General features: G+C 61.4%; 24 protein-coding genes. 11 read left to right on the forward strand and 13 right to left on the reverse strand.

Annotated elements, in window-relative coordinates; all coding sequences use genetic code 11:
• Nucleotides 1-98: 98 nt before the first annotated feature.
• Nucleotides 99-266 (reverse strand): hypothetical protein, encoded by a 168-nt coding sequence (locus tag AAIL67_RS21815; protein ID WP_343484880.1) that lies wholly within the window; start codon nt 264-266, stop codon nt 99-101.
• A gap of 13 nt (nt 267-279) precedes the next feature.
• Between AAIL67_RS21815 and AAIL67_RS21820 the strand changes: the two genes are divergently transcribed.
• From AAIL67_RS21820 to AAIL67_RS21830, 3 genes are all read left to right on the forward strand, one after another.
• Complete coding sequence (locus tag AAIL67_RS21820; RefSeq protein WP_343484881.1) at nt 280-561, forward strand: helix-turn-helix transcriptional regulator; 282 nt, start codon at nt 280-282, stop codon at nt 559-561.
• Entirely contained in the window at nt 503-1849 is a 1347-nt protein-coding gene (locus AAIL67_RS21825) for a type II toxin-antitoxin system HipA family toxin (protein ID WP_343484882.1), read from the forward strand. The genes AAIL67_RS21820 and AAIL67_RS21825 overlap by 59 nt, the downstream gene beginning before the upstream one ends.
• A gap of 234 nt (nt 1850-2083) precedes the next feature.
• On the forward strand, nt 2084-2560 hold the full coding sequence (locus tag AAIL67_RS21830) for a GFA family protein (RefSeq protein ID WP_224650968.1): 477 nt from the start codon (nt 2084-2086) through the stop codon (nt 2558-2560).
• A gap of 143 nt (nt 2561-2703) precedes the next feature.
• On the opposite strand, the gene AAIL67_RS21835 is transcribed toward AAIL67_RS21830, so the two are convergent.
• The 5 genes from AAIL67_RS21835 to AAIL67_RS21855 form a co-directional block, all read right to left on the reverse strand.
• Nucleotides 2704-4074 carry an MFS transporter gene (locus tag AAIL67_RS21835; protein WP_343484883.1) on the reverse strand — a complete coding sequence of 457 codons (1371 nt, stop codon included), beginning with the start codon at nt 4072-4074 and terminating at the stop codon, nt 2704-2706.
• A 761-nt stretch (nt 4075-4835) separates the two neighbouring features.
• The gene (locus tag AAIL67_RS21840; RefSeq protein ID WP_343484884.1) at nt 4836-5192 is read right to left on the reverse strand and encodes a zinc ribbon domain-containing protein YjdM; all 357 of its coding nucleotides are present in this window, start codon (nt 5190-5192) and stop codon (nt 4836-4838) included.
• A gap of 129 nt (nt 5193-5321) precedes the next feature.
• Nucleotides 5322-7178, reverse strand: a complete 1857-nt coding sequence (locus tag AAIL67_RS21845; RefSeq protein ID WP_343484885.1) for a hypothetical protein — start codon at nt 7176-7178, stop codon at nt 5322-5324.
• Nucleotides 7178-8233: a MoxR family ATPase gene (locus tag AAIL67_RS21850; RefSeq protein ID WP_343484886.1), complete on the reverse strand. Its 1056-nt coding sequence runs from the start codon at nt 8231-8233 to the stop codon at nt 7178-7180. Before AAIL67_RS21850 ends, AAIL67_RS21845 begins: the two co-directional genes overlap by 1 nt.
• 92 nt (nt 8234-8325) lie before the next feature.
• A complete protein-coding gene (locus tag AAIL67_RS21855; protein ID WP_034355889.1) occupies nt 8326-9237 on the reverse strand; it encodes a LysR family transcriptional regulator in 912 nt (303 codons plus the stop codon).
• Between the two features lie 204 nt (nt 9238-9441).
• On the opposite strand from AAIL67_RS21855, the gene AAIL67_RS21860 reads away from it, so the two are divergent.
• The 5 genes from AAIL67_RS21860 (at nt 9442) to AAIL67_RS21880 (ending at nt 16206) form a co-directional block, all read left to right on the forward strand.
• The gene (locus AAIL67_RS21860; protein ID WP_012838321.1) at nt 9442-10785 is read left to right on the forward strand and encodes a DUF3100 domain-containing protein; all 1344 of its coding nucleotides are present in this window, start codon (nt 9442-9444) and stop codon (nt 10783-10785) included.
• 15 nt (nt 10786-10800) lie between these two features.
• Nucleotides 10801-11976, forward strand: a complete 1176-nt coding sequence (locus AAIL67_RS21865; protein ID WP_046462437.1) for a M20 aminoacylase family protein — start codon at nt 10801-10803, stop codon at nt 11974-11976.
• 400 nt (nt 11977-12376) lie between these two features.
• Nucleotides 12377-13660, forward strand: a complete 1284-nt coding sequence (locus AAIL67_RS21870; protein WP_343484887.1) for a cation:proton antiporter — start codon at nt 12377-12379, stop codon at nt 13658-13660.
• Nucleotides 13650-14804 carry a YbdK family carboxylate-amine ligase gene (locus AAIL67_RS21875; RefSeq protein ID WP_343484888.1) on the forward strand — a complete coding sequence of 385 codons (1155 nt, stop codon included), beginning with the start codon at nt 13650-13652 and terminating at the stop codon, nt 14802-14804. The genes AAIL67_RS21870 and AAIL67_RS21875 overlap by 11 nt, the downstream gene beginning before the upstream one ends.
• A gap of 172 nt (nt 14805-14976) precedes the next feature.
• A complete protein-coding gene (locus tag AAIL67_RS21880; protein ID WP_343484928.1) occupies nt 14977-16206 on the forward strand; it encodes a GGDEF domain-containing protein in 1230 nt (409 codons plus the stop codon).
• A gap of 6 nt (nt 16207-16212) precedes the next feature.
• Here AAIL67_RS21880 and AAIL67_RS21885 read toward each other — a convergent pair whose 3' ends face one another.
• The 3 genes from AAIL67_RS21885 to AAIL67_RS21895 all read right to left on the reverse strand — a co-directional run bounded on the left by AAIL67_RS21885 (nt 16213) and on the right by AAIL67_RS21895 (nt 18281).
• Nucleotides 16213-16527 (reverse strand): DUF2322 family protein, encoded by a 315-nt coding sequence (locus AAIL67_RS21885; RefSeq protein WP_343484889.1) that lies wholly within the window; start codon nt 16525-16527, stop codon nt 16213-16215.
• Between the two features lie 61 nt (nt 16528-16588).
• Nucleotides 16589-17341 carry a hypothetical protein gene (locus AAIL67_RS21890; RefSeq protein WP_343484890.1) on the reverse strand — a complete coding sequence of 251 codons (753 nt, stop codon included), beginning with the start codon at nt 17339-17341 and terminating at the stop codon, nt 16589-16591.
• Nucleotides 17342-17429: 88 nt separating this feature from the next.
• On the reverse strand, nt 17430-18281 hold the full coding sequence (locus AAIL67_RS21895; protein WP_034355905.1) for a DUF2167 domain-containing protein: 852 nt from the start codon (nt 18279-18281) through the stop codon (nt 17430-17432).
• Between the two features lie 200 nt (nt 18282-18481).
• Here AAIL67_RS21895 and AAIL67_RS21900 point away from each other — a divergent pair, with 200 nt between their 5' ends.
• Nucleotides 18482-19336 carry an aldo/keto reductase gene (locus AAIL67_RS21900; protein ID WP_343484892.1) on the forward strand — a complete coding sequence of 285 codons (855 nt, stop codon included), beginning with the start codon at nt 18482-18484 and terminating at the stop codon, nt 19334-19336.
• A 33-nt stretch (nt 19337-19369) separates the two neighbouring features.
• On the opposite strand, the gene AAIL67_RS21905 is transcribed toward AAIL67_RS21900, so the two are convergent.
• Nucleotides 19370-20077 (reverse strand): hypothetical protein, encoded by a 708-nt coding sequence (locus AAIL67_RS21905; protein WP_343484893.1) that lies wholly within the window; start codon nt 20075-20077, stop codon nt 19370-19372.
• A 177-nt stretch (nt 20078-20254) separates the two neighbouring features.
• Here AAIL67_RS21905 and AAIL67_RS21910 point away from each other — a divergent pair, with 177 nt between their 5' ends.
• Together AAIL67_RS21910 and AAIL67_RS21915 are read left to right on the forward strand one after the other, a co-directional pair.
• Nucleotides 20255-21469, forward strand: coding sequence for an MFS transporter (locus AAIL67_RS21910; RefSeq protein WP_343484894.1), 1215 nt, complete (start codon nt 20255-20257; stop codon nt 21467-21469).
• Between the two features lie 166 nt (nt 21470-21635).
• Nucleotides 21636-23390, forward strand: coding sequence for an amidohydrolase (locus AAIL67_RS21915; RefSeq protein ID WP_343484929.1), 1755 nt, complete (start codon nt 21636-21638; stop codon nt 23388-23390).
• Between the two features lie 48 nt (nt 23391-23438).
• Here AAIL67_RS21915 and AAIL67_RS21920 read toward each other — a convergent pair whose 3' ends face one another.
• The 3 genes from AAIL67_RS21920 to AAIL67_RS21930 form a co-directional block, all read right to left on the reverse strand.
• Nucleotides 23439-24509: an FUSC family protein gene (locus AAIL67_RS21920; RefSeq protein ID WP_343484895.1), complete on the reverse strand. Its 1071-nt coding sequence runs from the start codon at nt 24507-24509 to the stop codon at nt 23439-23441.
• Nucleotides 24510-24624: 115 nt separating this feature from the next.
• Nucleotides 24625-26037: an APC family permease gene (locus AAIL67_RS21925; RefSeq protein ID WP_343484896.1), complete on the reverse strand. Its 1413-nt coding sequence runs from the start codon at nt 26035-26037 to the stop codon at nt 24625-24627.
• A 288-nt stretch (nt 26038-26325) separates the two neighbouring features.
• Nucleotides 26326-26814, reverse strand: coding sequence for an EVE domain-containing protein (locus tag AAIL67_RS21930; RefSeq protein ID WP_034355920.1), 489 nt, complete (start codon nt 26812-26814; stop codon nt 26326-26328).
• Nucleotides 26815-26831: the final 17 nt, after the last annotated feature.

Consider the following 26831-nt stretch of genomic DNA (forward strand, 5'->3'; position numbering starts at 1 on the left):
TTTATATTTCCATAGCTGCTTGTGCTTGCTACATAAGTGCTTGAGACCGACTGATTCTCAATTTTCCATCTGTGATCGTGCTGCTTTGAGCGCTTAGACTAGTTTTGATAGCTGCCAGTGCATGATGCATAAGCGCTGGAGCCTGTTTTATCTTGAATTTTTGGCGTTGGTGCTTGAGCTTGTCTGTCAATGAATTTCCCGATCAGGAAATATTGATTCCTTTTCTGCATGCTCTGCTTCATAATTTCCCGAACGGGAATTTTCAAGCTAGACCACCTTATGTCCACCATCCACACCACCGACCAACTGGGCACGGCCCTGCGCATCGCCCGCAAACAACTGGGGCTAACCCAGCCGCAGCTTGCCTTGGCCGCAGGCGTGGGCACGCGGTTTATTGTGGATCTGGAGTCGGGCAAGCCCACGGTGCGGCTGGAGCATGTGCTGCGGGTGATCGATGCGCTGGGGGGAGAGTTGCAGTTGGGCGGCTTGCCGGAAGCGGCGCATGAAGACGCGGCAGGCCAGGCTGCCGCAGCAACGGAGGGCGCAGACCGTGACGCATGAACTCGAAGTCTGGCTGTTTGACCGGCGCGTCGGCAGCCTGTCGCTGGTGCATGGGCGGCTGAGCTTTGCCTATGCGACGGACTGGCTGGCACAGTCGCAGGCCACGGCTTTATCGCAGTCGCTGCCGCTGCAGGCTGAGCCCTTTGGCGATCACCAGACCCGGCCATTCTTTGCCGGTCTGCTGCCTGAGGGGCAGATGCGCCGCCTGATTGCCCAGCAGTTTCAGGTGTCGGGCCAGAACGATTTTGCGTTGCTGGACCATATTGGCGGCGAATGCGCGGGGGCCGTGACCTTTCTGGAACCAGGGCAGGCCTTGCCGCAGACTGACGGGGCTGGGGCGACCGGGGAACCGGGTGATGTGGAGTGGCTCAGCGATCAAAAGCTGCTCGCCTTGCTGGACGAGCTGCCGCGCCGCCCCATGCTGGCGGGAGATGACGGGCTGCGGCTATCGCTGGCCGGGGCGCAGGACAAGCTGCCCGTGGTGGTGGACGAGAGCATTCCGGGCGCAGTGCGTATCGGTCTGCCGCGCAACGGCGCTCCCAGCTCGCATATCTTGAAGCCCGCAATCCATGCGGTGGAGGACAGCGTAGCCAACGAAGGCTTTTGCATGCTGCTGGCCCAGGTCATGGGGCTGCGGCCTGCCAATGCCCGAATCCAGAGCGTGCTGGGCCGCTCGTTTTTGCTGGTGAAGCGCTATGACCGGGTGCTGAAGGACGATGCGCAGGGCCAAGCGCAGCTGCAACGTCTGCACCAGGAAGACTTTTGCCAGGCGCTGGGCGTGGTGCCCGAGCTGAAGTACCAGAACGAGGGCGGGCCGGGCCTGGCGCAATGCTTTGCCTTGGCGCGCAGCGTGACCCGCCCCAGCGCGCCGCAGGTTCTGCGGCTGCTGGATGGGGTGATCTTCAATGCCCTGATCGGCAACCATGATGCGCATGGCAAGAATTTCTCGCTGCTTTATGGCGTGCGTAGCCCTGTGCTGGCACCGTTCTACGACCTGCTGGCTACAGCGATTTACCCCCAGCTGACGCCCAAGATGGCGATGAAGATTGGCAGCAAATACAAGTTCAGCGAGCTGGAGGCCAGGCACTGGGAGCAGTTTGCCGAAGAATCAGGCCTCGCCAAGGCGGCGACGCGCAAGCGTTTGCAGCAGCTGGCGAACGAGCTACCCGCCGCCGCCCGCAAGCTGCAGGCCGCGCCACCGCATGGTTTTGCGGGCAGTGCGGTGGTGGAGCAGGTCGTGCAGCTGATAGAGCAGCGCAGTGCCTTGACGCTGCGGCGCTTGGCCTGAATGCGCACATGATTTCACACCTAGATCGGAGCGCAGCGATGCCAGTTAAATTTCCCGAACGGGAAATATGCATTTAAATTAGTTGCGGCAAGCCAAAAATTTCCTGATCGGTAAATTTAAGAAAATTCATAGCTGCTTGCACTTTATAGATAAGCGTTTGAGCCTGATTTGACCGATATTGGATGCCGCTGATTCCAGCGCTCGCCGCAAAACTGTCCCTTGATCGAAACAACCATGCCCAGCACCAGCCTTGATTTTTCCCGACCGCTCCAAGCCGCCTGCCACTGCGGCGCAGTGCGCTTTACCGTTCTGTTAAGCGATGGCCTGAACACCGCGCGGCGCTGCAATTGTTCGTTTTGCCGCATGCGCGGAGCCGTGGCGGTGTCGGCTGATTTGAGCGGAATCGAGGTGCTGCAGGGACAGGATGCGCTGACGCTCTACCAGTTCAACACCGGGCAGGCCAAGCATTTCTTTTGCAAGCATTGCGGCATCTATACCTTCCATCAGCGGCGCTCGTCGCCGCATCAGTACGGTGTGAATGTGGCTTGCATAGCGGGCATGAGCCCGTTTGACTTTGCCGAAGTGCTGGTGAGCGAGGGGCGCTCGCACCCCAGTGACCGCCGCGCAGGCGCTGCTGCGGGCAAGTCTGTAGCGGCAGGCTGGCTGAGTTACAAGGCGAATCCCTTGGCCAAAGCGCAGCTTGAGGAATGATTTTGATAGCTGCTAACGCTTTACAGGTAAGCGTTAGCGGTCATTTTTAATGAATTTTCTGCGTTCGGTATCGAATCAGCCAGCCAGATAGATCGGCGGGCGGTCCAGCTGGGGCGCTGCCTGACAAGCGCGCCGGGCATGGCTTAGCCGCGCCTGGTCTTGGAGTCGCGCACTGCCACCATCAGCACCAGTGCCGAGAGGATCAGCATGACCAGCACGAGATAGATGCTGTAGTGCCTGTTGCCTGTGTGCTGGGTCAGCAGGCCGGCCAGCGTGGGGCTGGCGGCCGAGCCCAGATTGCCCAGGCTGCTGATGAGCGCTATGCCGCCGGCGGCCACGGCCGGTGACAGATAGTCGCTGACCAGGGCAAAGAACAGCGGGGGCAGGGCCGCAAGTCCGATCAGCGTGAAGGCCAGGGCAATCAGCGAGCCCTCAAGATGGCCGTGCATCTGCAGGGTGACGATCAGGCCGGCAATGGCCATGCCGGTGGCGATGAACAAATGCCAGCGGCGGTCGCGGAACCGGTCGGAGCTGGCACCGAAGGCAATCATGCCGAAGAAGCCTGCGACAAAGGGAATGGCCGAGTAGATGCCGACATGCAGCACGTCCTGCACGCCCAGGCCCTGAATCACGGTAGGCATCCAGAAGACAAACAGATAGGTGGCACCGTGCATCATGAAATACACGAGTGACAGGGCATAGACCTTGGGGTCGCGCAGCAACTGGCTCAGAGTGGCGCTGCTGTGGGCCGCCTTGTGCCCGTGGCCGCCATGGTGAGCAACTTGGCCGCTGTCGTTGGCGATGTTGTGTTGCAGGCGCGCTTTTTCGGCGTCTGTCAGCCATTTTGCGTCGGCTGGCTTGTCCTGCAGATAGAAGTAGAGGATCAGACCCAGAATGCAGGCGGGAGGTCCCTGGATGAGAAACAGCCACTGCCAGCCATGCAGACCGTCGATGCCATCCATATATTTGAGAATGGCGCCGCACAACGGGCCGGCCGCAATCGCCATGGCCATGACGGCTGAGAGAAAGATGGAGATCACGCGGCCGCGGCGTGCCGAGGGATACCAGTAGGTGAAGTAGAGAATGACGCCGGGAAAGAAGCCGGCTTCGAAGGCGCCCAGCAGAAAGCGCGCCACATAGAACTGCATGGGAGTGGAGACCCAGGCCATGGCGGTGGCGATGACGCCCCAGACCAGCATGATGCGCATCAGCGTCTTGCGCGTGCCAATCTTCTCCAGCAGCAGATTGCTGGGCACTTCAAACAGAAAGTAGCCTATGAAGAACAGGCCTGCACCAAAGCCGTAGGCGGCGTCGCCGAAGTCCAGCGTCTGCTTCATCTGGATCTGGGCGTAGCCGATGTTGATGCGGTCCAGGTAGGCGACCATGTAGCAGATCAGCAGCAGGGGCAGCAGCCGCCAACTGACCTTGGCATACAGCGCGTTGTCTGCATCGATGTTGTGGCTGGTGTCCTGCCTGGGCGTTGCGCCCGAAATGGTCGTCGCGCTTGGGGTCATGCTTGTCTCTTGGAAGTTGGTATGGGGCGCTGGGCGGTTCCTTGCGGCACGTCTTGCAGCATCACGACGTAGACGCTGCAAGCCGCTGTGCTAGGGCTATGCCGGGCTTTTGTTGTTGTCTTGAATACAGGGGGAACTGCGCAGAGGCCCACAGCATCAAGCCGTGGTGCACAGGCTGCCAAGTCTTGCTGCCTGGAACTCACGAGGTCACGGCGGAGACTGTGGTTGTGACCAGTGATTGGATTGCTTGCCTTCGAGTTCCCGGTTCATTTCCTGCTATTGCCCTTCATGGCCTGGACCTGGCTGCGCACAGGTATGCATCAGCCTGTCTTGACCTCTGCGGGGGCAGAAATCAAGGTGTTCGAGGGGGCAATGTAGGGCTGCTGCCCTGAATGGACTTAACGCATGCCGCAATTCAGTTGCCAGATCATGACATCCGAGGGTAAGCCTTAGGGTCGGCCTTGCTGCGGCAAGGCAGCGGAAGATGCTGCAGTTTTGCGCGGCGATGGCGTGCGCCATCGAGAGCCATGCTCCACTTGCACGGGGTCGGACCCCCGTTTCATTTGCGGATAGCGAATGTGGCTGAGTATGTCTTTTTGATAACGGCCAGCGCTTTGGATATGGGGGAAGGCGCCAGTTGGGCTTCTATTTGCACAAGCGGGCTGCCAGAGCTTTTGAGCTGCCACATCGTGCTTGGGCATACGCCCGGCATGGCTCCGGGCGTGGGGGGATCGGTGGGTTCAGCGATGAGGAGTGCAGCCTCAGGCCTTTTTCAGAAACTCGGATTTGAGAATGAATGGACCCTGATCAGTCTTGCAGTCCACGTCATGGTCGCCGTTGTCATAGACCAGGCGAATGCCTTTGATCTTGGTGCCTTTTTTGATGACGGTCGAGGAGCCTTTGACCTTCAGGTCCTTGACCAGCAGCACGCTGTCGCCGTCGGCCAGCGGCGTGCCGTTGGCATCCTTGATGATGCGGGGGCCATTGTCTTCATCGGCAATGACTTCTGCATGGGCCGACCATTCATGGGCACAGTCGGGGCAGATCAGCAGATCGCCATCGGGGTAGGTATTGTTCAGGCCGCATTGGGGGCAAGAGGGCAAAGTCGTCGTGCTCAAGGATTGGCTTTCTTTCAAAATAACAAGCACCAAGCCTAGCCGCAAAGCAGTAGTGGGTCGCCCAGGTGTGGATTGAGAGGCCTTTGCACGCCGATATGGACGGCATGCGCTGCATGAGCCTGGCTGGTTTCAGTCCATCACAAAGATGGGCGCAGCCGTGCGAAACGGCAGCTTGCGGCCGGGCGGCAGCAGATAGGCATGCTCGCGCGGCACGCGCAGCTGGTCGCATTGACCATCGGTGATGATGAGGATGGGGCCGTCCTTGGGAAAGTCGTCGTCCTGTAGCAGCAGATCCACGCCCGGTTGCAGCACGGTGCCGCCACGGCCCTTGAGGGCGATGCGCTGGGCAATGTCGGCGGCTGGCAGATAGCCCAGATCGTAGGCGGCAGCGTCGCAGCATATCAGGCGCACTGCGGGCACATCCTTGGCATCGGCGTAGCTTGCGATGGCGCCCAGAGCCTTGGCCAGCACATGGCGCTCCATGGAGCCCGAGGTGTCCAGCAGCACGCCGAAGGTACGGCCTTCCAGCCAGCGGCTGTCGGCCTGAATGCGGGGCCGGGGAATATCGGGCGTGGCGCTTTGACGGCGGCTGATGCGGGCATAGCTGCGCCGCGTCTCTATGGGCGGAAAGTGGTGGTCGAACCAGCGCGCCAGCTCCACCTGCCAGTCAATCGGCGGCTGCAGCAGAGCGCGGATTTCCTCGATCAGCCCCGCAGGCAGCAGGCCGCGTGCGTCTTGCTCATGGCGCAGCAAGCCTTTGCCCAACTGGGTGCGACAGAACTCGTCGATATCGGTGTAGTCGCCAGCCCTGCGCTGGCCGCCCACATTGCGCTCCAGCATGTCGCCCTGGGCACCGGCCAGGGTGCGCAGCTTGCGCATGCGGCGCAGATCGCCCGCGATGCGGTCGTAGACCTCTTCCGCGCTGAGTCCGCGCAGCTCCGGGTCGTAGAGCAGGCCTATGCCCGGCGGCTGACCCACGTCCATCTGAATCAGCCAGTCGTTGATGACGAAGTCGCAGGCCACGTTCCAGAGAAACGGCTCGCGCCCGCGCCGTCGCAGCAGATGGCGCAGGGCGACGTGCAGGACTTCGTGGGCGATGACGAAACGCAGCTCCAGCTCGGACAGGTGCGGGCCGGGGTTGATGTAGATGGTGCGCAGCATCTCGTCGACCGCGGCGACGGCAATGTCCTCGCGCTCGCAGATGCTGGCGTCCTCCATGATGTCAAACGCCGCGACCATGCTGCCCAGCAGCGGAAAGCTGTCCATGAACCAGTGGCGTGCGCGGTCCAGCGCGCTGCTGACAGGCAGGCTCTGGCCAAACTCGCGGCGCACGCCCGCAGCCATTTCCACGGATTGGGTGACGGAGCGAGCCAGGCCTGCAGCAAACATTTCGGGCCAGTTGCCGTACCTGCGCCAGTACGGCTGCGGCTTGCTGGTGGATGAGGCGGGCTCAGGCCATTGCTCTGGCAAGGCCAGGCTGGGGTGAGCGCCGCCCTGGCCGGGACCGGCAAGACTCAGCGCCTGCGCCCAGTCGGGTATGCCCTGTTCGCAGAACTGCACGTACCACTGTGCCTCATCGCGCTGGGGCAGTCCGTCGGGTAATTCCATGCCTTCGGGCGGACGTCCGAGCTTGATGGTCTGGATGAAGCGGGCTGTGACCACATCGCAGGCTGCGCTCCATTGCGCCCAGTGGCTGCGGTCGCGCTGAAACAGCTCCAGCGCGTAGCTGAGCGTGGCCCGCCCAAGGCAATATGCCCATTCCTCGGGACTGGCCATGCGCTTGGGGTGGATGTCGATCTGGCCGGTAAAGCGCTGGTGGTTGAGGCTGGCCTGCGCCCAGCCATGGGCCGGACACTGGGAATGGGCGCTGCGCACAAAGCCCAGGCTGCGGCTGAGTTCGGTAAAGATGGGATGTGCCTGCAGCATGGCCAGGCCTTGCGTATAGGCCTGGGTGGCTGGCGTTTCGCGCGTTGGGGGCTTGGCCATCAGGCTCTGGCCGCTTCGCGCGCTTCCACCAGGCGTGGCAGGTCGCGCACGATTTCCACCATATACCAGGCGGGCAGGGTCTGGCTGTCGCTTTCGGCTGTGACGATTTGGGCCATTTCCAGGCTGATCTGGGCCAGCTCCTTGAGCATGGCCTTGGAGCGGTGCACGGTCTGCTGCAGCTCGCCGCCACTTTGCTGCTTGTCGGCGGGCAGGATCTTGAGCAGACGCGCACGGAAGGCCTGGGCCAGGAAATACAGCACATCCCTGTCCTGCGGAGCATGGGGCCAGTTGGCGTCACCCTTGAAAATGGCGTCCAGGCGGTGACGGTCGTCGGCCAGCTTGTAGAAGGCCTTGAACTGCGCCGCATGCTGGGGCGTGAGGCAGCCGCTGCTCAGGGCTTCCAGCGTCTGCAGGTTCAGCGCATCGCCATAGGAGAGCAAGGCGTCGCTGAGCATATGCCAGGAGCGCGGCGTGGAAAACGCCTCTTCATGTTTGGGCGGCTGGCTCCACAGGTGATCGGGGCGCTGGGCCAGGTATTCGAGCACCAGGGCATGCAGCTGGGCTTGCTGCGCCCATTGCAGCCACTCGCTGGCGCTGACCTTGAGTTGCACGTGAATCATGCGGTTGACCAGCGCCGAGGACATGGTGCGCACAATCGCGGAATCCTGGGCGCGGTTGCCAGCCGCAATCACGATGGAGCCCTCGGGCATCAGGTACTCGCCCACGCGGCGCTCCAGAATCAGGCTGTAGAAGGCTTTTTGCACATCCTGGCTGCAGGCGTTGAGTTCGTCCAGGAACAGGCAATAAGGCTGCTCGCGCGCAATCATGGCGGGCGGGCAGAAGCGGGTTATGCCGTCAATGATCTGTGGCACGCCCAGCAAGTCCTCGGGAGCGAGCTGGCTGCCCAGCAGGGACACGCAATCAAGCCCCACGCTTTGCGCAAAGTTCTGTACCAGTGCCGATTTTCCTATGCCTGGCGGCCCCCAGATGAACACGGGGCGTACGGTGGCGACGTTGAGAAGGAATTCGCTCAGTTGCGAGGGAGTGAGAGCCATACTGGTTTGCATGCTGCGTGCAGTCTAAGGCAAGTGCAGCGGCGTCCTCAGCATGCTCAGGCGGCCTGACCTGGAGTCTTGCGGGTCGCCGCTCATGGCTCCTGAAACGCCTGCATGCCTTGCATGCAATACAGCAAAAAGCGATTGGCGGCCGGGGACAGATGGCGGCCGGTGCGAGTGATGAGCTGCATCTCCGCATCCTGAAATGCAGGGTTGTGAATGGGAATGGCGCGCAGGCGCCCGCTTGCCAGCTCGGCCGTGACGGAGCAGGGCGGCAGCAGGGTCACGCCCTGGCCGCTGGTGACAAAGGCCAGCAGCACGCTGATGAGATTGCTGGTCAGCGCGGGGCTGAGGTGGATCTTGTCCTTGCGTTCGGCATATTCCACGAGCTGGCGAATGCCATACACACCTTGAAGCATGGCAATAGGCCATTGGCTGAGCTCCTGCAGCGAAGTCTGGGCAGCGCTGGCCAGCGGGTGCTGGGAGTGGACGATGGCGTGCATGGGCTGGCGCGCCGTACCGCGTGCGGTGATATGGCTGTCGGCGGGCGGGTAGTAGACCAGGCCGATCTCGGCAGCGTCCTCGCGAATCCGGCGCATGATCTCGGTCGTGCCGTAGATTTCCAGCGAGATGCTGACGCCCGGATATTGCTGGCGAAAATTGCGTATCGGCCCGTCTATCAGCTCCTGTGCAAAGCCTTCGCCGCTGACCACGCTGACACTGCCGCTGTGCAGCCCGCGCAGCGCATCGACCTTGGCTAGCATGTCGTGGCGGTGGGCCGTGTGTTCGCGGTGATAGTCCAGCAGCAACTGGCCGGCCTCGGTGGGTACCACGCCGTTGCGATGGCGCTCCAGCAGGGCCAGGCCCAGTTCCTCTTCGAGCAGGCTGATCTGGCGGCTGACGGCCGAGGGCACGATGCCCAGTTTTTCGGCGGCGGCACGAACGGAGCCGCAGTAGACGGCTTCAAACAGATAGCGGGCGCGGGAGTCTTGAAAGGCGGGCATGCTGCGATTGTCGTCGCCAAATTACATCTGTATTCATACGTATGTTCACTTTTTTAGAACAGAAAAAGAATGCGTATGCAATAAATGCATTGTTATATTCAGCGCCCGCATGGGTGAGCGCCAGCTTGGGCTGGCCGTGCCCATTTTCAGGGTTCAAAGCTATTTCAGCGCGTCGGCAGCGGCCGTCGTGCGCAAGGAAAGTTGATGCGTACAGAGGTGCAGCCGGCCAAGGCCGCGTTGAATGTGGGCAGCGTGGTGCAGGTATTTGCGCTGGCGCTGGTGATCGCGGCATTGTCCGAGTGGCTGGGGCCGCTGCCCATTTCGCTGGGCGTGGGCAAGGTGGTGCTGCTGCCCATGATCTGGGCGCTGCTCATCGGCCTGGTGCTGGGTCTGCTGCGCAAGCGCATGCCCGGCCCGCTGCAACTGAGCCTGTACAGCCAGAATCTGGCCGCCGCCGTGCTGTCCTGCGCGCTGTTCCTGTTCATTGCCAAGCTGGGCCTGCTGGTCGGTGGTTCGCTGCCCAAGCTGGCGGAAGTCGGCTGGGGACTGGTGTTGCAGGAGTTGGGCAACTTGGTCGGTTGCGTGGCCCTGGGCATGCCCGTGGCGCTGCTGCTGGGGATCAAGCGCGAAGCGATTGGCGCGACGTTCTCCATCGGCCGTGAACCGGGCCTGGCCATCATCGGCGAGCGTTTCGGCATGGATTCGCCCGAAGGCCGCGGAGTGCTGGCCGAGTACATCACGGGCACTCTGATCGGCGCCATCTTCATCTCGCTGCTGGCCGGCTTTGTCTCCAGCCTCAATATCTTCCACCCGCTGGCCCTGGGCATGGGCGCCGGCGTGGGTTCGGGCAGCATGACGGCCGCCGCCGTGGGCGCGATCGCCGCCCAGCATCCCGAAATGAGCGACCAGATCGCCACTTTTGCCGCTGCCGCCAATCTGATCGCAACGACGGTGGGCACTTATCTGACGTTGTTCATCTCGCTGCCCCTGGCCTTGCGCGCCTATCAATGGCTGGAGCCGATTCTGGGCCGCAAGCGCAAGCAGGCCGTGGTGGAGCAGGCCGTGGATCTGTCGGCAGCCAAGGACGAAGAGCAGGCGCAGGTGCCAGCGCTGGGTCTGGGCATGCGCTTCGCTTCCTGGGTCCTGGTCGGCGCCATGGTGCTGATCGGCAACCGCATCGGCCATGGCGTGCCGGTGATGGATGCGCTGCCCGGCGTGCTGCTCATCATTGCTGCCGTGTTTGTCGGTGATCTGATCTACGTCGGCACGCGCCGCATGCTGCCTGCCGTGTGCTGGATCTCGTTCATCGCCATGGCCATGACATTCCCGCTCACGCCTTATGCCGCCGAAGTGGCTGCGCTCACCGGCAAGGTCAACTTCCTGGCCATGATCACGCCCATGCTGACGTTCGCGGGCCTGTCGCTGGCCAAGGACATCCCGGCCTTCCGCCGTCTGGGCTGGCGCATCGTCGTGGTTTCGCTGCTGGCCAATGCCGGTGTGTTCCTGGCTGCGACCCTGATCGCCCAGACCTTTGTCCATACGCTGTAAAGCCGGAGCACGACCATGATGAACACCATCAAGTGGCCCGGCCAGCAGGAACTGCAAGCCTGGCGCCATGACTTTCACCGTCATCCCGAAACCGCGTTTCAGGAGCACCGCACCAGCGCACGCGTGGCCGAACTGCTGAAGAGCTTTGGTCTGGAAGTGCACACCGGCCTGGCCGGTACGGGCGTGGTTGCCGTGCTCAAGGGCAATATGGGCGCAGGCCCCTCCATCGGCCTGCGCGCCGATATGGACGCGTTGAATGTGACGGAGCTCAACCAGTGCGAGCATGCGTCCACGCACGCCGGCCGTATGCATGCCTGCGGCCATGACGGCCATACCAGCATGTTGCTGGGGGCGGCCCAGGCTCTGGCCTCGGCGCCCGATTTTGCGGGGACCGTGCATTTCATCTTCCAGCCCGCCGAGGAAAACGAAGGTGGCGCGCGAGCCATGATCGAAGCCGGGTTGTTCAAGCGCTTCCCCATGGACGCGGTCTACAGCATGCATAACTGGCCGGGCCTGCCTGTGGGAACGGCAGCGGTGCATTCCACGGCCGTGATGGCGGCCTTCGACATCTTTGACCTGACGCTGACCGGCAAGGGTTGCCATGCCGCCATGCCCCATCTGGGCAAGGACGCACTGCTGGCTGCCTGCCAACTGGTGACCCATCTTCCCGCGCTGATTGCGCGCGAGCAGGAGGTTCACAAGCCGGCCGTGCTTAGCGTAACCAGCTTCAACGCCGGCGATACCTATAACGTGATGCCCGAAGTCATCAAGCTGCGTGGCACCGTGCGCTGCTTTGACATGCCTCAGCGTGCGCGCATCGAACAGCGTTTTCGCGATGCGATCGCCGCGACCTGCGCGCTGCACGGCCTGGAGGCCCATCTCGACTACCGCGTCAGCTACCCCGCGACCATCAACAACCCCCAACATGCGGAAGTCTGCGCCGAGGTGCTGACCAGCGTGCTGGGCGAGGGCAAGGTGCGCCGCGATATGGTGCCGAGCATGGCCTCGGAAGACTTTGCCTTCATGGCGCAGGAATGCCCGGGCGTCTATATCTGGCTGGGCAATGGCGAGGACAGCGCATCGCTGCACAATCCCAAGTATGACTTCAATGACGCCAATCTGCCGCTGGGCATGCGTTACTGGGTGGCGCTGGTGGGTGCGCTGCTGAAGGATGGCAAGCTGCCAGCCTGACAGCGCAGTTTTGCCATACATGCCTACGCCGGGTCAACGCAGAGTTGAGCCCGGCGTTTTTCATGATCCGCTGGTTTGCAAAACTGCACCAAGCAATGCATTCGGTCACAGAAATGTCGGAAGGCTGACACCCTGTAACGCCATTGGATGCAGGAGCTCTATGATGTTTGTAGCGCTCCGAGATGGTTTCTGTCGTTATCTCAACAGGAGTTGGGGCGTGCGTGGCGGCCGCCTTGATCCTGTGGGTGAAGAGCTGGTTGCGCAATAGCAGGTGTTGCATTCCGGCGCATGGCCGGGATTTCACGCGGCGCTGACCGCATCTCTTTCGCAACGCTGCCTGCACCAACCCTGGTGACGCGACTTGTTGCACTGTCCGGGTCTTGATACAGGAGGGCGCTATATGCCGTTCGGCAATCTGGAGGCGGGCATCTGGCCTGCCGGCTTTCCACCGCTGCTGAGCTGGTGCGTGCTGGTTTCGGCCGCCGCCTTGCTTGGTCATCTGGTTCATCGCTTTACCGGCTATCCACGCATGCTGGGCTACACCATGGTCGGCCTGGTGGCCGGCTGGGTGGGGTTTGGTGACCTGCCCTGGCCTCTGCAGGGCAGTTCGGCGCTGTTGCTGGAGCTGGCCGTGGGTGCGAGCCTGTTGCTGGCTGCATCTCAGGTTTCCCTTCCCTGGCTGCTGCGTCAGCCCTGGCTGCTGCTGCAAAGCCTGGGCGAGTCGTTGTTGACTCTGGTGGTGGTGACCGCCGCCTTGTTGGCGCTGGGTTGGGGCTGGGCCGTGGCGCTGGCCGTCGGCGTGATATCCATGGCAGCATCGCCGGCCGTACTGCTGCGCATTGCCGATGATTTGCGTGCCAGCGGTGCCGTGACGGATCGCAGTCTGCTGCTGGCAACCATCAGCACCTTGCTGGCGCTGCTGGCGGCGCTGGTGCTGACGGTAGTATTTGTTCCTGCCGCAGCTGCGGCGGGCGGCGGCCTGCAGTTCTCGGCTGCGGGACTGGGGCGTTTGCTGCTCAGCCTGCTGCTGACCCTGTTCTGGGCCTTGCTGGTCACGGCCGCTTTTTGGCCGGTGTTGCGTTGGCAGTCATCGCGCAGCGACAGCACGGCCTTCTATCTGCTCGCGGCAATGACTGCGGTCTGTCTGCTTGCAGAGCAATGGGGTGGTTCGGCCGCGCTGGGCTTTATGGTAGCGGGGCTGATGCTGCGCAATCTCAGTCCCATGCCATTGATCTGGCCCCAGGCCTTTCAGGCGGCCAATGCCATGCTCAATCTGCTGATGTTTGTACTGGTTGCCAGTATGGCAGCCCAGGTCGGCATGTCGTTCGCTCTTGTTTCGGTAGTGGCTAGCGCCGTACTGGCAAGGGCAGTCGGTAAATTTTCTGCAGTTTTGCTATTGGGGCACGGTACGGCCATAGGCTGGCGCAGACAATGGCCCGTGGCCTGCGGACAGTTTGCGCTCTCGGGTGTGGCCCTGCTTATGGTCTCTGCTCTGGTGTCGCAGTGGACTGCTTTCAATGCCAGCGTGGCCCAGCAGCTCGCGGCCATTGCCTTGCCCATGATTGCCTTGTGTGAAGTACTGGGTGTGCTGCTGGCTGCCACGGCGCTGTGGCGCAGCGGCGATGCCCATCGCGGCGTGGGCCGCGCAGCCTTGCAAAGAGGGGAGAGGCGTCATGACGCATGAAGTCGAACACATTCAATCGGCAGCGACCGATGGTCTGGGCGAATTCGCGCCATCTAAGGCGTTGACGCTGGGCGTGGAGCTGGAGCTGCAGCTGCTCAACACCCATCACTACGATATGACGCCTTATGCGCCCGATATGCTGGCTCTGCTCAAGAACGCTAAGGTTCCGGGCTCCATCGTTCCCGAGGTGACGGCCAGCATGATCGAAATCTCGACCGGCATTTGTAGCGATGCACAGGACGCGTATGAGCAGTTGGCGGTCACGCGCGATGCCCTGGTCAAGGCGGCTGACCGGCTCAATATTGCGCTGGCCGGCGGCGGTACGCACCCGTTTCAGCAATGGCACCAGCAGCGCATTTACGACAAGCCGCGCTTCAAGGAACTGACGGCGCTGTACGGCTATCTGACCAAGCAGTTCACCATCTTCGGCCAGCATGTGCATGTGGGCTGTCCCAGTGCCGATGATGCGCTGATGATGCTGCACCGGCTCTCGCGCTATATCCCGCATTTCATTGCGCTGTCCGCATCCAGCCCCTTTGTGCAGGGGCAGGACACGGCGTTTGACTCCGCGCGCCTGAACTCGGTGTTCGCATTTCCGCTCTCGGGGCGTGCGCCATTTGCCTTGCACTGGGAAGACTTCGAGCGCTATTTTGTCAAGATGGCTGCCACGGGCGTGATTCACAGCATGAAGGACTTTTACTGGGATATCCGTCCCAAGCCCGAGTTCGGCACTGTGGAAGTTCGTGTCTTCGATACGCCGCTGTCCATTCATCGCGCGGCGCAACTGGCGGCCTATGTTCAGGCACTGGGCGCCTGGTTCCTCAGTGAGCAGCCCTTCGAACCCAGCGAAGACGACTATCTGGTCTATACCTATAACCGCTTCCAGGCCTGCCGCTTTGGTCTGGACGGCACCTATGTGGACCCTGCCACCAGCGAGCAACTGCCGCTGCGCGAGCATATCGAGCAGACGCTGGGGCGCATCACCGGTCATGCGCCGGCATCCGGCAAGAGCGCTTTGCAGGAGCTGACCCAGGTGCTGCAGGGCGGCAACGATGCGAGCTGGCTGCGCGAGAGCTATGCCCGGGTGCAGCAGTTGCCGGAGGTGGTGCGCCAGGCGTCGCTCAGATTCGCCGGCAGGCCCTGACGGGCGTTGACATTATCGGCTCGGCGCAAGGCATTAGAGTTGCCAACACTTAAGAGTGGGGAGAAAGGCTTGAGTAAAGCCTGGACCAGACCTGCTTTGTTGATCCGCAGGTCCGGCTGTTCTCATTGCCTGGACCAGGCGGGGCCTAGCTTTATCGGATATGAGCGATTTCATGGTTGCGACCGTCATCCTTGGCATGCTCTGCGTGCATCTGTTGTGTTTTTGCGTTCTGTTCATGCTGATCAGTCGCAGGCTGCCCGGCAGAAAAATGGGCATGGAGGTCTTTGCGCTGGGCAATCTGCTGCTTGGTTGTGCCTATATATTGCAGTTGCTGGGCGGCAAGCCTGGCTGGAGTGTGATGAGCCTCGTCAATCACACGCTGACGCTTTGCGCGCCGGTAGTGTATGTCGTGGGTGCGATGCGGTTTTTCAATCGGCCGACGCCGGTCTGGCGTCCGTTGCTGATTTTGGCACTGGCCTACAGCGCGGCTCAGGTGCTGGTGCAGTCTACGCTTGGTCTGGAGGCTCGCCAGGCCATGTTGGCTGCGGCATGCACTTTGCTGTTTCTCTGCATGACGATCACTTTGCTTTGGGGAACGCGCAGCTTTGCCAGGAATATGGCCGTGGAGATGGTGGTGTTTGCCATCCTGATCGCGGGCATATGTGTTCTCAATGCCATGAAGTTCATGCTGATCCTGAAGGGGGGATTGCAGGCTTTGGACATGAACAGCCGTTTCCAGATGGTGTTCTATATCTATATGTCCTTCCTCGGTACGGTGATTCCGCCAGGCGCTGTCTGGCTGGCGTTGCGCCGTTTGACGGACGAGCTCGGCAGCATGGCAGCGCAGGATCCGCTGACCAAGCTACTCAATCGTCGTGGTTTGCTAGATGGGCTGGAGGCGCATTTTGCAGTCAGGAAAGCCGCTCCGGTCCACCTCTTGATCGTGGACATTGACCATTTCAAGCGCATCAACGACAACTATGGGCACCAGTTTGGCGACAACGTGCTGTGTCGCGTGGCAGAAGCGATTCAGCAAAGCACGCGCAGGAGTGATCTGAAATGTCGTCTGGGTGGCGAGGAGTTTCTGGTTCTTTGCCCTGGCCTGAAGGGGGATGAAGTTCTGCAACTGGCCGAAAGAATACGTGCGGCAATTGCGGAAATCGCGATACCTGGCATCAGCCTGCACGGCTCTGTCACTTGCACGGCGACGATTGGTGTTTCCAATCCGTTCATCACTTCTCAGGCATTTGACAGCACGCTGCAGCAGGCCGATGCCGCTCTTTATCGAGGCAAGAGCGCCGGGCGCAACCGCGTTCAGCGTGCGGACCCCGAATACCTTCTGCCTCAGGCGCTAGAAAGCAAGGCAAGAAGGTCAAGCCTTTCTAACCGGGAAAGGGCCTGAATACGCTCAGGCTGCAATCACCGTTACGGCATAACCCTTGCCGCTTGCAATCACCTCCAGCAGTCGATCGATATTGGGGTGAGCGCCTGGGCGTGCCTTGGCGTCTTCGGTGTGCTCTGCAAACAGCTGCAGACCCTCTTCGGCGGCGGCGACATTGATGCTGCCATGTTTTGCGTAGAGGGCGCTGTAGACCGTGACAGAGCCGGCCTTTCCAGGCGCATTCGGAATGCTTGCGGCAAGCTTGCCGTCGGAGTCGATCAGCTGTAGCTCGGCGACATGGGCGATGGAGGGAAGTTGCTTGAGGTTGTCGGCAAAGGCCATGGTGTGCTCGCGATGGTCGCTGTGATGGAAGCCGCTATTGTGAGGCAGTCTGACGGCGTGTTCAGCTGCGGGCGCTGTTTTGCTCCAGCACCCGCAGCGCCTGCTGCATCTGCGCAAGCGTTGGCGCATATTCGGGCAGCTCGGCAATTTCATCCATTTCGCGCTGCATCAGCTGCTGAACCTGTGCTGCAAGGTCCTGCCACTGTGCGGCGCTCATGAGGGCCTGCGCCGCCTGCAGCAAATCGGCTTCAGTCTCGTAGGACAGCGAAAGCTTGCGCACCACATTGAGGGCAAATGGCGGGCACAGCAAAATCTGAAACGCCGTAGAGCGCGCGAAGGCCCGATTGCTGTGGCCCTGCTTGCCGTGGCGCAGGGCCAGCCAGCTCAGGCAGGCCGTGCTCAGATAGATCAGCGCGAGTGCGATCAGCTGCAGCAGTTCGGAATGCAGCACCAGCAAGGCAGCGGGAAGACAGAGAAACAGCAGCGCAGCCAGCAGATACAGCGGCAGCGCAAACGCTTTGAAGCTGCGGGCATGTGTCTCCACTGCCTTTGAAAATGCCGCGTCACCGGGCAGATGAATCTGTGTGGCACTCCAGCGCTGCCGGTAGACGGGCTGGTGTAGTGCAAAAACAGGCAGCCATAGCAGGCGGTTCTGACGCAGCTCGAAGCCCCGGCTGGCCAACTGTGCCCGCCATCCCGAGCGTAGCGGGCGCAGCAAACCCTCTTCTGGCTTGAGCAGCAAGGCCGCGTCATAAAGATAGAACAGGACAATGGCCAGAACTACCTGCAGCTGCGTGGAGATCGTGAAGTACAAGACGGCTTTCGGGAAAAGACAAAACCCGCGATCTTAGCGATGCGCGGGGCGGGGTTACAGGGGTTGAGGCTGCGACCGATCGACTGTCTTATTCTGCGGCTTTCTTGCGGCCAAACAATTTGCCTATGCCTGCGAACAGCGCGACCGCTGCGGCTGCAATGATTTTCCAGCCTGCAGCCAGAAAGCCTGCAATCGCACCCCACAGGCCTTTCTTTGTGGCCACTGCGGCAGCGCCGCCGAGCACCAGTGCACCCAGGCCGATGGCTGCGACCTTGTCACCGTTCTTGAACTCGGCATAGGTCTGGCCGCTGTTGTAGTCGAAGCCGGCGAGTACCTTCTTGAATTCATCGGTGTTCTGGGCCAGTGTGGCGGTGTCGGAGACCAGGGTGGCAGTCATCACGCCGCTACGACCCAGAATGCGCGAGGTGTAGTTGACATTCTTCTCGCCCGACTCGCCGCGCAGACGTAGACCCCACTCCAGTCGCTTGGTGGCTGTGTCGTAATGTGGGGGAACCTGCCAGCCATCGGTGTAGAGCGCTTCAAGACCCAGCTTCTTGCGCTGTTCGTTGCCGGCCTTGTCGCCTGCCTGCATGGATTTGAGCAAGTCGTCGGCATCGATCTTTTCGTCGTCCTTCACGTAACCAGTGTCGTCATACGAGAACACGGCAAACCAGTCCAGCGATTTGGGGGCTATCAGAAAGTGATCGCTGCTGGGCGGGTTGCCAAATGCCTGCAACAGCTTTGAGGTGTCGGCCTCGCCGAGAAAGGCATAGCCCGATGGAATCTTGACGCTGGCCTTGTCAGCGATTTCTCCCTTGCCGCTTTCCTGCCAGTGCAGGGCCTTGATTTCAGGCGGTAACTCCTGAGTGGCTTCGGTCTTGGCCCAGACGCCCAGAGAAAGTGACAGGCCGAGAACGGCGGCCGCGATGGACTTGAACATTCAATGAACTCCCGTGTTATGAATTTATTGAGGATTGCTATTGGTAATAGCGAACTTGATTTCACATACGCATTCGAATCATCAGTCGTTGATTCGCACGCGAAGCATAACGCGGCTCAAACTGAGCTGACAAAATTAGCAGGATCGATAGCTCAAAGCGTCAGTAATATCGGACAAAAAGCATGTTTTAAAGATTTTTCATGGAGATCGATCATATGCACAGTGCCATATCTTTCTTACAGGGACATGCCAATCTGGGCATGGGCAGCTGGCACCTTGGCCAGGGGCGGCGTAGCCGGGACGAGGAGAAAGCGGCCTTGCTCACCGGATTGCAACTCGGCTTGAGCGTGATCGACACCGCCGAGATGTATGGCGACGGCCTTTCCGAAGAACTGATTGGCAATGTGCTGCGTGACTGGCCGCCAAGTCGGCCCCGGCCTTTTCTGGTCAGCAAGGTGCTACCCATGCATGCCAGCCGCAAGGGAGTGGTGCGTGCGTTCGAGGCCAGCGCCTATAAGCTGGGAGTGGACTGTATCGACCTCTATCTGCTCCACTGGCGCGGAAATACGCCGCTGGCCGAGACGGTAGCCGCGTTTGAGGACCTGAAGACGCAGGGCAAGATTCGTCATTGGGGCGTTTCCAACTTCGACACTGACGATATGCAGGAGCTGTGGCAAGTTCCGGGCGGACGCAACTGCGTGGTCAATCAGGTGCTCTACAACGTTTTCAGCCGCGGCATCGAATATGACTTGCTGCCCTGGTGCCAGAAGAATGGCGTGACCGTGATGGCTTATTGCCCGCTAGGAAATGGAGAGCTGATTGAGCACAGCCTGCTGGCTGAAATCGGTGATCGCCATGGTGTCAGTGCCAGTGTGGTGGCTCTGGCCTGGGCTCTGCGCAGCGGCAAAGTGCTAGCGATTCCCGAGAGCGGCTCCGAAGACCATATCCGAGACAACGCCCGTGCACTGCAGCTCAAGCTCGGCCCGGAGGAGCTTGCGCTGATCGACGCTGCCTCGCCCCCGCCGCGCTTCAAGCAGCCGCTGGACATTCTCTGAGCAAGAAGGGCCTGAGGCTTGGGCGAGGCGGTGTCATGAGCGACGGTCCGTGAGATCCTCGCTGCCCGTACCAGTACTCAGACCTGAACCCAGTCCGGCGCCCAGCCCCAGGCCTCCCGCTCCCATGCCTGTGCCCTGAGCGCCTGTGCCACTGCGACCGCCCGAACCCTGAGCTTCACCGGCCTTGCGATTCCCTCCGGCTCCCCCAGTATTCGGCCTTGCCGGGCCCTGGGACGGTATCTGGAGATGCGAGGGAATGGGTTCAAGATCCAGAGCGTCGCGAATAAAGCCGCGCAGCGAGGTGACCAGCGCGGCGGTCTCGATAGGTCGACCGGCCACCATATCCTGGGCGGCCCGGGCCGCCAGTTCCACCTGCTCCTCGGTACCCAGCAGGATGATGTCGGACAGCGCGGCTTCCACGGCATCCCGGATACGACGCCGGCGCTCGTTCAGGCTAGCTGCGGCTGGCGGTTGTGGCGGCGTCTCATTGTTTTGCCTCAGGTCGCGCAGATGCAGAGGGCTCACGCTCAGCGTGCCGGTGAACGAGCTGCCCAACGTTTTGTAGGCGGCGATCAAGGTCTTGAGTCGTTCGTTGATCTGCCGGTTCTCACGCTCGCGTCGTTTTTGCACGGTCTGCATGAACAACAGGCGAATGCCCATCATCAGGCAGGTCACCAGCAACAGGCCCAGCACAGTGGAGAGCAAGGAGGTCCAGGAGCTGAAATCAAGCGAAGAGCGCATGGAGTTCTTTCAAACGGAGTCGTCGGCCATGAAAGCGAGTTTGCACAATTTTTACGCGATCAGGGCGAGAGCGGCATGCTCCGGCAGCGCTTGCAGCAAAGCTTGTCAATCGGTCTCGCGTTTTGCCATATGCTAGATAGTTGACATATCACCTAGCTGAGAAAAAGAGACAACGTGGTGGAGCCTGTGACTAACCGGGGTCTGAACCCCTCATGGATCATCGTCGCAGCCGGCGTCAGTGCCTCGCTGCATGTGGGCAAGCTGCCGCCCGCCGTGCCCCTGCTGCAGCAGCAACTGGGCGTGTCCCTGGTGCAGGCCGGATTTCTGCTTTCCACCGTTCAGGTGGCGGGCATGGTGCTGGGCCTGGTGGTGGGCCTGGGCGCCGACAAATGGGGTCTGCGTCGCAGCTTGCTGATAGGGCTGTTATTGATGGCGCTGTCCAGCATGGTGGGCGCTGCGGCCACGGGCTTTGCCTGGTTGCTGGCGCTGCGCGCTCTGGAAGGTCTGGGATTCTTGCTGGTCGCCATGCCTGCTCCAGGGCTGATTCGTCGCAGCGTCAAGCCGTCAGAGCTGGGGGCGCGAATGGGCTGGTGGGGTTCCTATATGCCCATTGGCAGCGCCATGGGCTTGCTGCTTGGGCCTTGGGTGCTGCAGGCGACCAGTTGGCAGGCCTGGTGGCTTGCGCTGGGTTGTACCTCCGCCTTGGCTGCCTATGCCGTTTGGCGCATGGTGCCTGCGGATGCCACTGCAGCGGTAGCAGCCACTGCCGATGAAGGATGGCGTCCGCGTCTGGCGCTCACATTGCGCAGCCCCGGCCCCTGGCTGGTATCGCTGGGCTTTATGGTGTATTCGGGTCAGTGGATGGGCATTGTCGGCTTTCTGCCCACGCTCTATTCTGAGGCCGGACTCAGTGCCAAGCTGGCCGGCCTGCTGACTGCCGTGGTCGCTGCCAGCAATATGCTGGGCAATGTGGCAGCAGGCAGGTTGTTGCATCGGGGCTGGAGTCCCGCGCGCTGCCTGCAGAATGGCTATGTGCTGATGGGGCTGACGGCGCTGCTGGCCTATGTGCAGATCGGCGGCGAGCCCTTGGCACCGCTGTGGCTGCGCTTCGTGGCCGTGGCACTGTTTTCAGCGACGGGCGGTCTGATACCGGCGACCTTGTTCACCACGGCCATGCATCTGGCGCCCAGCCAGGCCACGGTGTCCACCACCGTGGGTTTCATGCAGCAATGGTCTTGCGTGGGGCAATTTGTGGGTCCGCCGCTGGTGGCGGCCGTGGCCATGCAGATGGGCGGTTGGCAGTTTACGTGGATGGTGACGGGCAGCATGTGCGTACTGGGCTGGTTGCTGGCGCTGGGAGTGGGCCGTTGCTGGAGCAGCCTCAGGGCCTGAGATTTGGGAGTGATGCTCTGTATTTGTGAGCTTGCAGTTCTTGGTGGGAAAGTGCTGTAGCTCGATTTGGTGTGTTGTTTTGAGCTGGCGCAGAGGGCTCAATTGCCAGTCCAAGCATGATTCGAGTCTGAACTGCGGTTAGGCTGCAGTCTTGTGGAGGTTCATGATGCAAAAGCGCCAGTTTCTCGCCACCGCAGCTTCGCTGACGGCATTGTCATCAACGCCCTGGCTCGCGGGCTGTGCTTCGCGTCGTACCAAGACGGTGGTCAAGCCCGCCGAGCTGATTTACTACGGCGGCCCGATTCTCACCATGAACGACGCCCAGCCCCAGGTGGAAGCTGTAGCGGTGAATGCCGGAGTGATTGCTGCCATCGGCTCACTGCCGGAGCTGGAGGCCTTGCGCGGTCCGGCCACGCGCATGCTGGACTTGCAGGGGCGCACGCTGATTCCGGGCTTTGTGGATCCGCACAGCCATATCGGCGGCGTGGGACTGCAGGCCATTTCGGCCAATCTGCTGCCTCCGCCCGACGGCGGCAATGCCTCTATCGCCGACTTGCAGCAGACGCTGCGCGAGTACATCCAGACCTCGCCCGAGGTCAAACAACTGGGCATCGTGCTCGGTTTTGGCTATGACGATTCCCAGCTCCAGGAGCGGGGTCATCCCACACGCGACGACCTCGATGCCGTTTCGCGTGATTTGCCGATTGCCGTGATTCATCAATCAGGGCATTTCGGCGCACTGAATTCCGCGGCCCTGGCCCGTGCCGGCATTGGTCCGGGCACACCCAACCCCGAAGGCGGAGTGATTCGTCGTCGGGCCGGCAGCCCGGTGCCCAACGGGGTGCTGGAGGAGAACGCCTTCTTCCACACCCTGGGCCGGATCATGCCCAAACTCACTCTGGAGCAGTCCATGGACTGGCTGGAAAAAGCCCAGCAGCTCTATCTGGAGTTCGGCTACACCACTGTGCAGGACGGGCGCTCCGACGCAGGCGCGATCGCCTCGGCCATGGCGGCTGCCGAGTCGCGTCGGCTGGTCATCGACGTGGTGTCCTATCCCGACATATTGCAGTTGGGTGATGGCGCGCTGGCCAACAAGCTCAAGTTCAGCCGGAACTATACCAATCGCTTTCGCATTGGCGGTGTCAAGCTCACGCTTGATGGCTCGCCCCAGGGCAAGACAGCCTGGCTGACCGAGCCCTATCTGTTGCCGCCAGATGGCCAGAAGGCTGGCTACCGTGGCTATGGGGTGCTCAGCGATGCCAGGGCCAACGAGCAGGTGGCCAGGGCCATCCACAACGGCTGGCAGATTCTGGTACATGGCAACGGCGACGCGGCGATCGACCAGTTCATCGCTGCCGTGCGTGCCAGCGGCTCCGTGGAGCAGGCGCGTGCCGTGCGCCCGGTGCTGATCCATGGACAGACGCTGCGGCGCGACCAGGTGAGCCAACTCAAGGAGCTGGGCATTTTCCCGTCGCTGTTTCCCATGCATACCTTTTACTGGGGCGATTGGCACCATGATTCGGTGCTCGGCGATCCTCGCGCGCAGAACATCTCGCCGACAGGCTGGGTGCTGGCCGAGGGCATGGTGTTCACCTCTCACCACGATGCGCCTGTCGCTCTGCCGTCGTCGATGCGTGTGCTCGATGCCACGGTCAATCGAACCACGCGCTCGGGTCGCGTGCTGGGGCCCGAGCATCGCGTCTCGCCCTGGGTGGCGCTCAAGGCGCAGACCATCTGGTCGGCCTACCAGCATTTCGAGGAAGACCGAAAGGGCTCCATCGAGGTCGGCAAGCTGGCCGATTTGGTCGTGCTTTCGGGCAACCCGCTGACTGTGGAGCCTCATCAGCTTGCCAGCCTCCAGGTGCTGGAGACCATCAAGGAAGGGCGCACGGTTTACAAGCGCGATGGGGCAAACTTCTGATTTGAGAGCCACTTGCGATTGATAGGTATGCGTTTGGGTGAATGTTTTTCACGCATCGCGCGAGCCGATAAGGGCGCGCAACGCACGCTCCAGTTGCCGGGCGTTCTCATGCACTAGCAGCCATTCGGGCTGCAGTACTTCCGTTGGTGCAGGTGATGCAGGGCAGCTATCCATGGTCGCAAGTGGATCATCGGCCCTGAGTGCGACCACGGTTGGCTGGTTGGCCAGATCCAGACAGGCTTGCGTCAGCCAGCGACAGTATTCCGCTATTGCCGCAGGCGGTGGCATCCCGGTGTGGGCGGTGGCACGATTCAGACTTTCGGCCAGCAGCAGAGCCGTGGCATAGACGCGCACAGCGTGTCGGTCATAGCGACGGGTGACAAAAGCCAGTCGCTCTGCATTGAGCCGTCCGCGCAGGGTCCAGCGGCGCGAGGAATGGGCCTGGCCTACGGCGGCGCGAAGGGCGGCCAGCGATTCATGGGCCAGTGATAGCTGGCCGAGAGCGGTTTCGGCTGCATCGGCTTTTTGCTGCTGGCAGGCCCTGAGGATCAGATCCAGACCGTTGGCAAGCTGTTTGAGAAAGATCGAGGCGGCCCGGCCCATATCCTTGATGGGGTTGGAGGTCAGCAGCACCTGGCTGAAGATAAGCCCGACCGCGGCGCCGACCGTGACGTCCAGCAGACGGGCTCCGCCCGCCATGCTGGGGCCGAGCACCAGCACCAGAATCACCGAGACCCCTGCTTGAATCGGCACCACGGGCGCGGGGCCGATGATGGCACCGAGCAGGATGGAGAGAAATGCGCCCAGACTCATGCGCAGCAACAGATGCTGCTCGGGCAACTGCCACAGCAGATCGCCGATCACGATGCCCAGTGTGCAGCCTATGAGCAGACTGCGCGCCTGTTTCAGATGGCTGGGCAGTCCAGGGGCGAGGCAGATCACGGCGGTGACCACGGCGAAGGCGGGCTTGGGGTGGCCCCAAAGCTGCTGGGCGATGACCCAGGCCAGCATGCTGGCCAGTGCGGCGGCAATCGCATCACGCAGGGCCAGCCTGGCTCGCGATGGAAAAGTGGTCTTGGCACGGCGCCAGGCCAGCATGAACGGGGTGCTCCAGCGCAATCTCAAACTCCTTGGCATGGCCGTCAATCAGACTCTGATTCAAGGATGTTAGAGGGCGTAGCGAGATTGTCCTGTGGGAAATACGCCACGTCACCCGGAAATGCAGCTCGGCGGATCAGTCTGCCGAGTCGTCGTACTGGGGCGGGGTCTTGCGAAAGCCACTGGTGATGATGGCCAGATAGGCAAGGCCGATGCTGCCCCAGATGAGGCCCGAGCTCAGCGAGCTGGGCTCCACCTCCAGCCACATGGCGCCTACGCTCATGAAGCCCAGCACGGGGGTGACAAGATAGCGCAGCAGGTCGCCCGGGCTGTGCCAGCGGCCCTGGCGCCACATATATTCGGCCAGCACCGACAGATTGACAAAGCTGAAAGCCGTCAGCGCGCCGAAGCTGATCAGGGCGACCACATATTCCAGACTCAGAAAGCCAGCGGTCAGCGCCACCGCGCCCACCAGCAGAATGTTGTAGGAAGGCGTGAAGGACCTGGGGCTGATATGGCCGAAGAAGCGCTGGTGGATCACGCCGTCGCGGCCCATCACATACATCAGGCGCGATACACCAGCGTGAGCCGCGATGCCGGAGGCCATGACGGTGACGATGGCAAAGGACAGCACCACTGACTTGAACAGCGCACCGCCCACTAGATAGAGTATCTCGGGCTGGGTTTCGTCCACGGCCTCGAAGTACTGACCGGGGTCGCCAGGGAAATAGAGCTGCAGGAAATACGTGGCCACGATGAAGATTAGGCCGGAAATAAGCGCCGTCAGAAAAATGGCCTTGGGCAGGGTGTTTCGGGTGTCGTGGGTCTCTTCGGCCAGTGAACTCAGCGAGTCAAAGCCTGTGAACGAAAAACAGAGAATGGTGGCTCCCGTAATCAACGCACCGATCTCGGCCTGGGCGCTCCAGAAGGGCGACAGTGTCCACAGGCCCTGACCACCGTGCCCGGCAATCGCACCCAGGGCATTGCGGCCCGCATGCAGATCGCGCCAGACCATGCAGGTGAAGACGGCGATGACGAGCAGCTGGAAGAAGACGATCAAGCCATTGAAATGGGCGACGAAGCGAATGCCGCGCAGGTTCACGCAAACCATCAGCGCGGTCAGGCCGACGATCCAGACCCAGTGGTTGACCTCGGGGAACATGGATGTCAGATAGATCTTGGCCAGCAGGATATTGACCATGGGCGAGAGCAGATAGTCCAGCAACGACGACCAGCCCACCATGAAGCCCACGTTGGGGTGAATGGCCTTTTGCGCATAGGTATAAGCCGAGCCCGAGGAGGGGTAGCGCCGGATCATGTGGCCGTAGCTCAGCGAGGTCAGCAGCACGGCCAGCAAGGCAACAAAGTAGGAGGTGGGCACATGCTGCAGCGAATCTCGCGAGACCATGCCGAAAGTGTCCAGCAATGTCATCGGCTGGATATAGGCCAGGCCGATGATGACCACATGCCATAGCAGCAGAGTCTTTTGCAGGCCGGCAGGAGCAGGGGGCGAGGCCGCCTGGGCTGGGTGATCGGTCAGTGCAGTCATCTTCTACAAGAACAAGAGAGCCGGCACAAAACCTGTGCCGGCCTGCGCGTGGCAAGGCAGCGGGCGACGAGTCCCCGGCTGGCAGCCACCGTGTTGTCAATGGTTTGGGCACACCCCGAAGCAGGGCGCCGTTCTTGGGTTCCGCTGAACCTCGGGTCGGGCAGCAGCGAAAAGCCGGCATTATCGGCTTTTGTTACTGTCGAGGTTGCTTATGATGAAAATCTCATTAAATTCAAGGCGGTATCAGCACAGCTTGCTATGACTGGAAGAGCATGCACATGTTCAGCCTCAACTCCCTTGCAGCAGAGACTGAATGCATTGCCATTCGGCTTCGGTCACCGGGGTAATGGAGAGACGATTACCTTTTTGCAGCACGCGCATCTGCGCCAGTTGAGGTTGCTCGCGCAGCTCTGGCATCAGCAGGGGGCGGATCTTTTTCAAGGCCTGCACATCCAGCATAAGCCAGCGCGGTTTGTCGGTCTGGGACTTGGGATCGTAATAGGGGTCTGCAGGGTCGAACTGTGAAGGGTCCACACGCAGATTGCCGGCAATGCGGGCAATGCCGTAAATCCCAGGTTCGGCGCAACTGGAATGCCAGTACAGCACACCGTCACCCACCTGCATATCGTCACGCATGAAATTGCGTGCCTGGTAATTGCGCACGCCATTCCAGGCAATGGTCTGCTCGGGGGACGCCAGAGCATGGTCGATGGAGTACTCGTCAGGCTCGTTCTTCATGAGCCAGTAACGATGGGCTTGGAGGCTGCTGTCGTTCATGGGTGCATTGTCGGTGA

Origin of the sequence: Comamonas sp. A7-5, assembly GCF_039581385.1 — a bacterium.
GTDB lineage: Bacteria > Pseudomonadota > Gammaproteobacteria > Burkholderiales > Burkholderiaceae_C > Comamonas > Comamonas thiooxydans.

Coding starts and splice junctions, on each gene's coding strand:
- AAIL67_RS21820 (WP_343484881.1), top strand. CDS start 280: ATGTCCACCATCCACACCACCGACCAACTGGGCACGGCCCTGCGCATC.
- AAIL67_RS21825 (WP_343484882.1), top strand. CDS start 503: ATGAAGACGCGGCAGGCCAGGCTGCCGCAGCAACGGAGGGCGCAGACC.
- AAIL67_RS21830 (WP_224650968.1), top strand. CDS start 2,084: ATGCCCAGCACCAGCCTTGATTTTTCCCGACCGCTCCAAGCCGCCTGC.
- AAIL67_RS21835 (WP_343484883.1), bottom strand. CDS start 4,074: ATGACCCCAAGCGCGACGACCATTTCGGGCGCAACGCCCAGGCAGGAC.
- AAIL67_RS21845 (WP_343484885.1), bottom strand. CDS start 7,178: ATGGCCAAGCCCCCAACGCGCGAAACGCCAGCCACCCAGGCCTATACG.
- AAIL67_RS21850 (WP_343484886.1), bottom strand. CDS start 8,233: ATGGCTCTCACTCCCTCGCAACTGAGCGAATTCCTTCTCAACGTCGCC.
- AAIL67_RS21855 (WP_034355889.1), bottom strand. CDS start 9,237: ATGCCCGCCTTTCAAGACTCCCGCGCCCGCTATCTGTTTGAAGCCGTC.
- AAIL67_RS21860 (WP_012838321.1), top strand. CDS start 9,442: ATGCGTACAGAGGTGCAGCCGGCCAAGGCCGCGTTGAATGTGGGCAGC.
- AAIL67_RS21865 (WP_046462437.1), top strand. CDS start 10,801: ATGATGAACACCATCAAGTGGCCCGGCCAGCAGGAACTGCAAGCCTGG.
- AAIL67_RS21870 (WP_343484887.1), top strand. CDS start 12,377: ATGCCGTTCGGCAATCTGGAGGCGGGCATCTGGCCTGCCGGCTTTCCA.
- AAIL67_RS21875 (WP_343484888.1), top strand. CDS start 13,650: ATGACGCATGAAGTCGAACACATTCAATCGGCAGCGACCGATGGTCTG.
- AAIL67_RS21880 (WP_343484928.1), top strand. CDS start 14,977: ATGGTTGCGACCGTCATCCTTGGCATGCTCTGCGTGCATCTGTTGTGT.
- AAIL67_RS21885 (WP_343484889.1), bottom strand. CDS start 16,527: ATGGCCTTTGCCGACAACCTCAAGCAACTTCCCTCCATCGCCCATGTC.
- AAIL67_RS21895 (WP_034355905.1), bottom strand. CDS start 18,281: ATGTTCAAGTCCATCGCGGCCGCCGTTCTCGGCCTGTCACTTTCTCTG.
- AAIL67_RS21900 (WP_343484892.1), top strand. CDS start 18,482: ATGGAGATCGATCATATGCACAGTGCCATATCTTTCTTACAGGGACAT.
- AAIL67_RS21905 (WP_343484893.1), bottom strand. CDS start 20,077: ATGCGCTCTTCGCTTGATTTCAGCTCCTGGACCTCCTTGCTCTCCACT.
- AAIL67_RS21915 (WP_343484929.1), top strand. CDS start 21,636: ATGCAAAAGCGCCAGTTTCTCGCCACCGCAGCTTCGCTGACGGCATTG.
- AAIL67_RS21925 (WP_343484896.1), bottom strand. CDS start 26,037: ATGACTGCACTGACCGATCACCCAGCCCAGGCGGCCTCGCCCCCTGCT.
- AAIL67_RS21930 (WP_034355920.1), bottom strand. CDS start 26,814: ATGAACGACAGCAGCCTCCAAGCCCATCGTTACTGGCTCATGAAGAAC.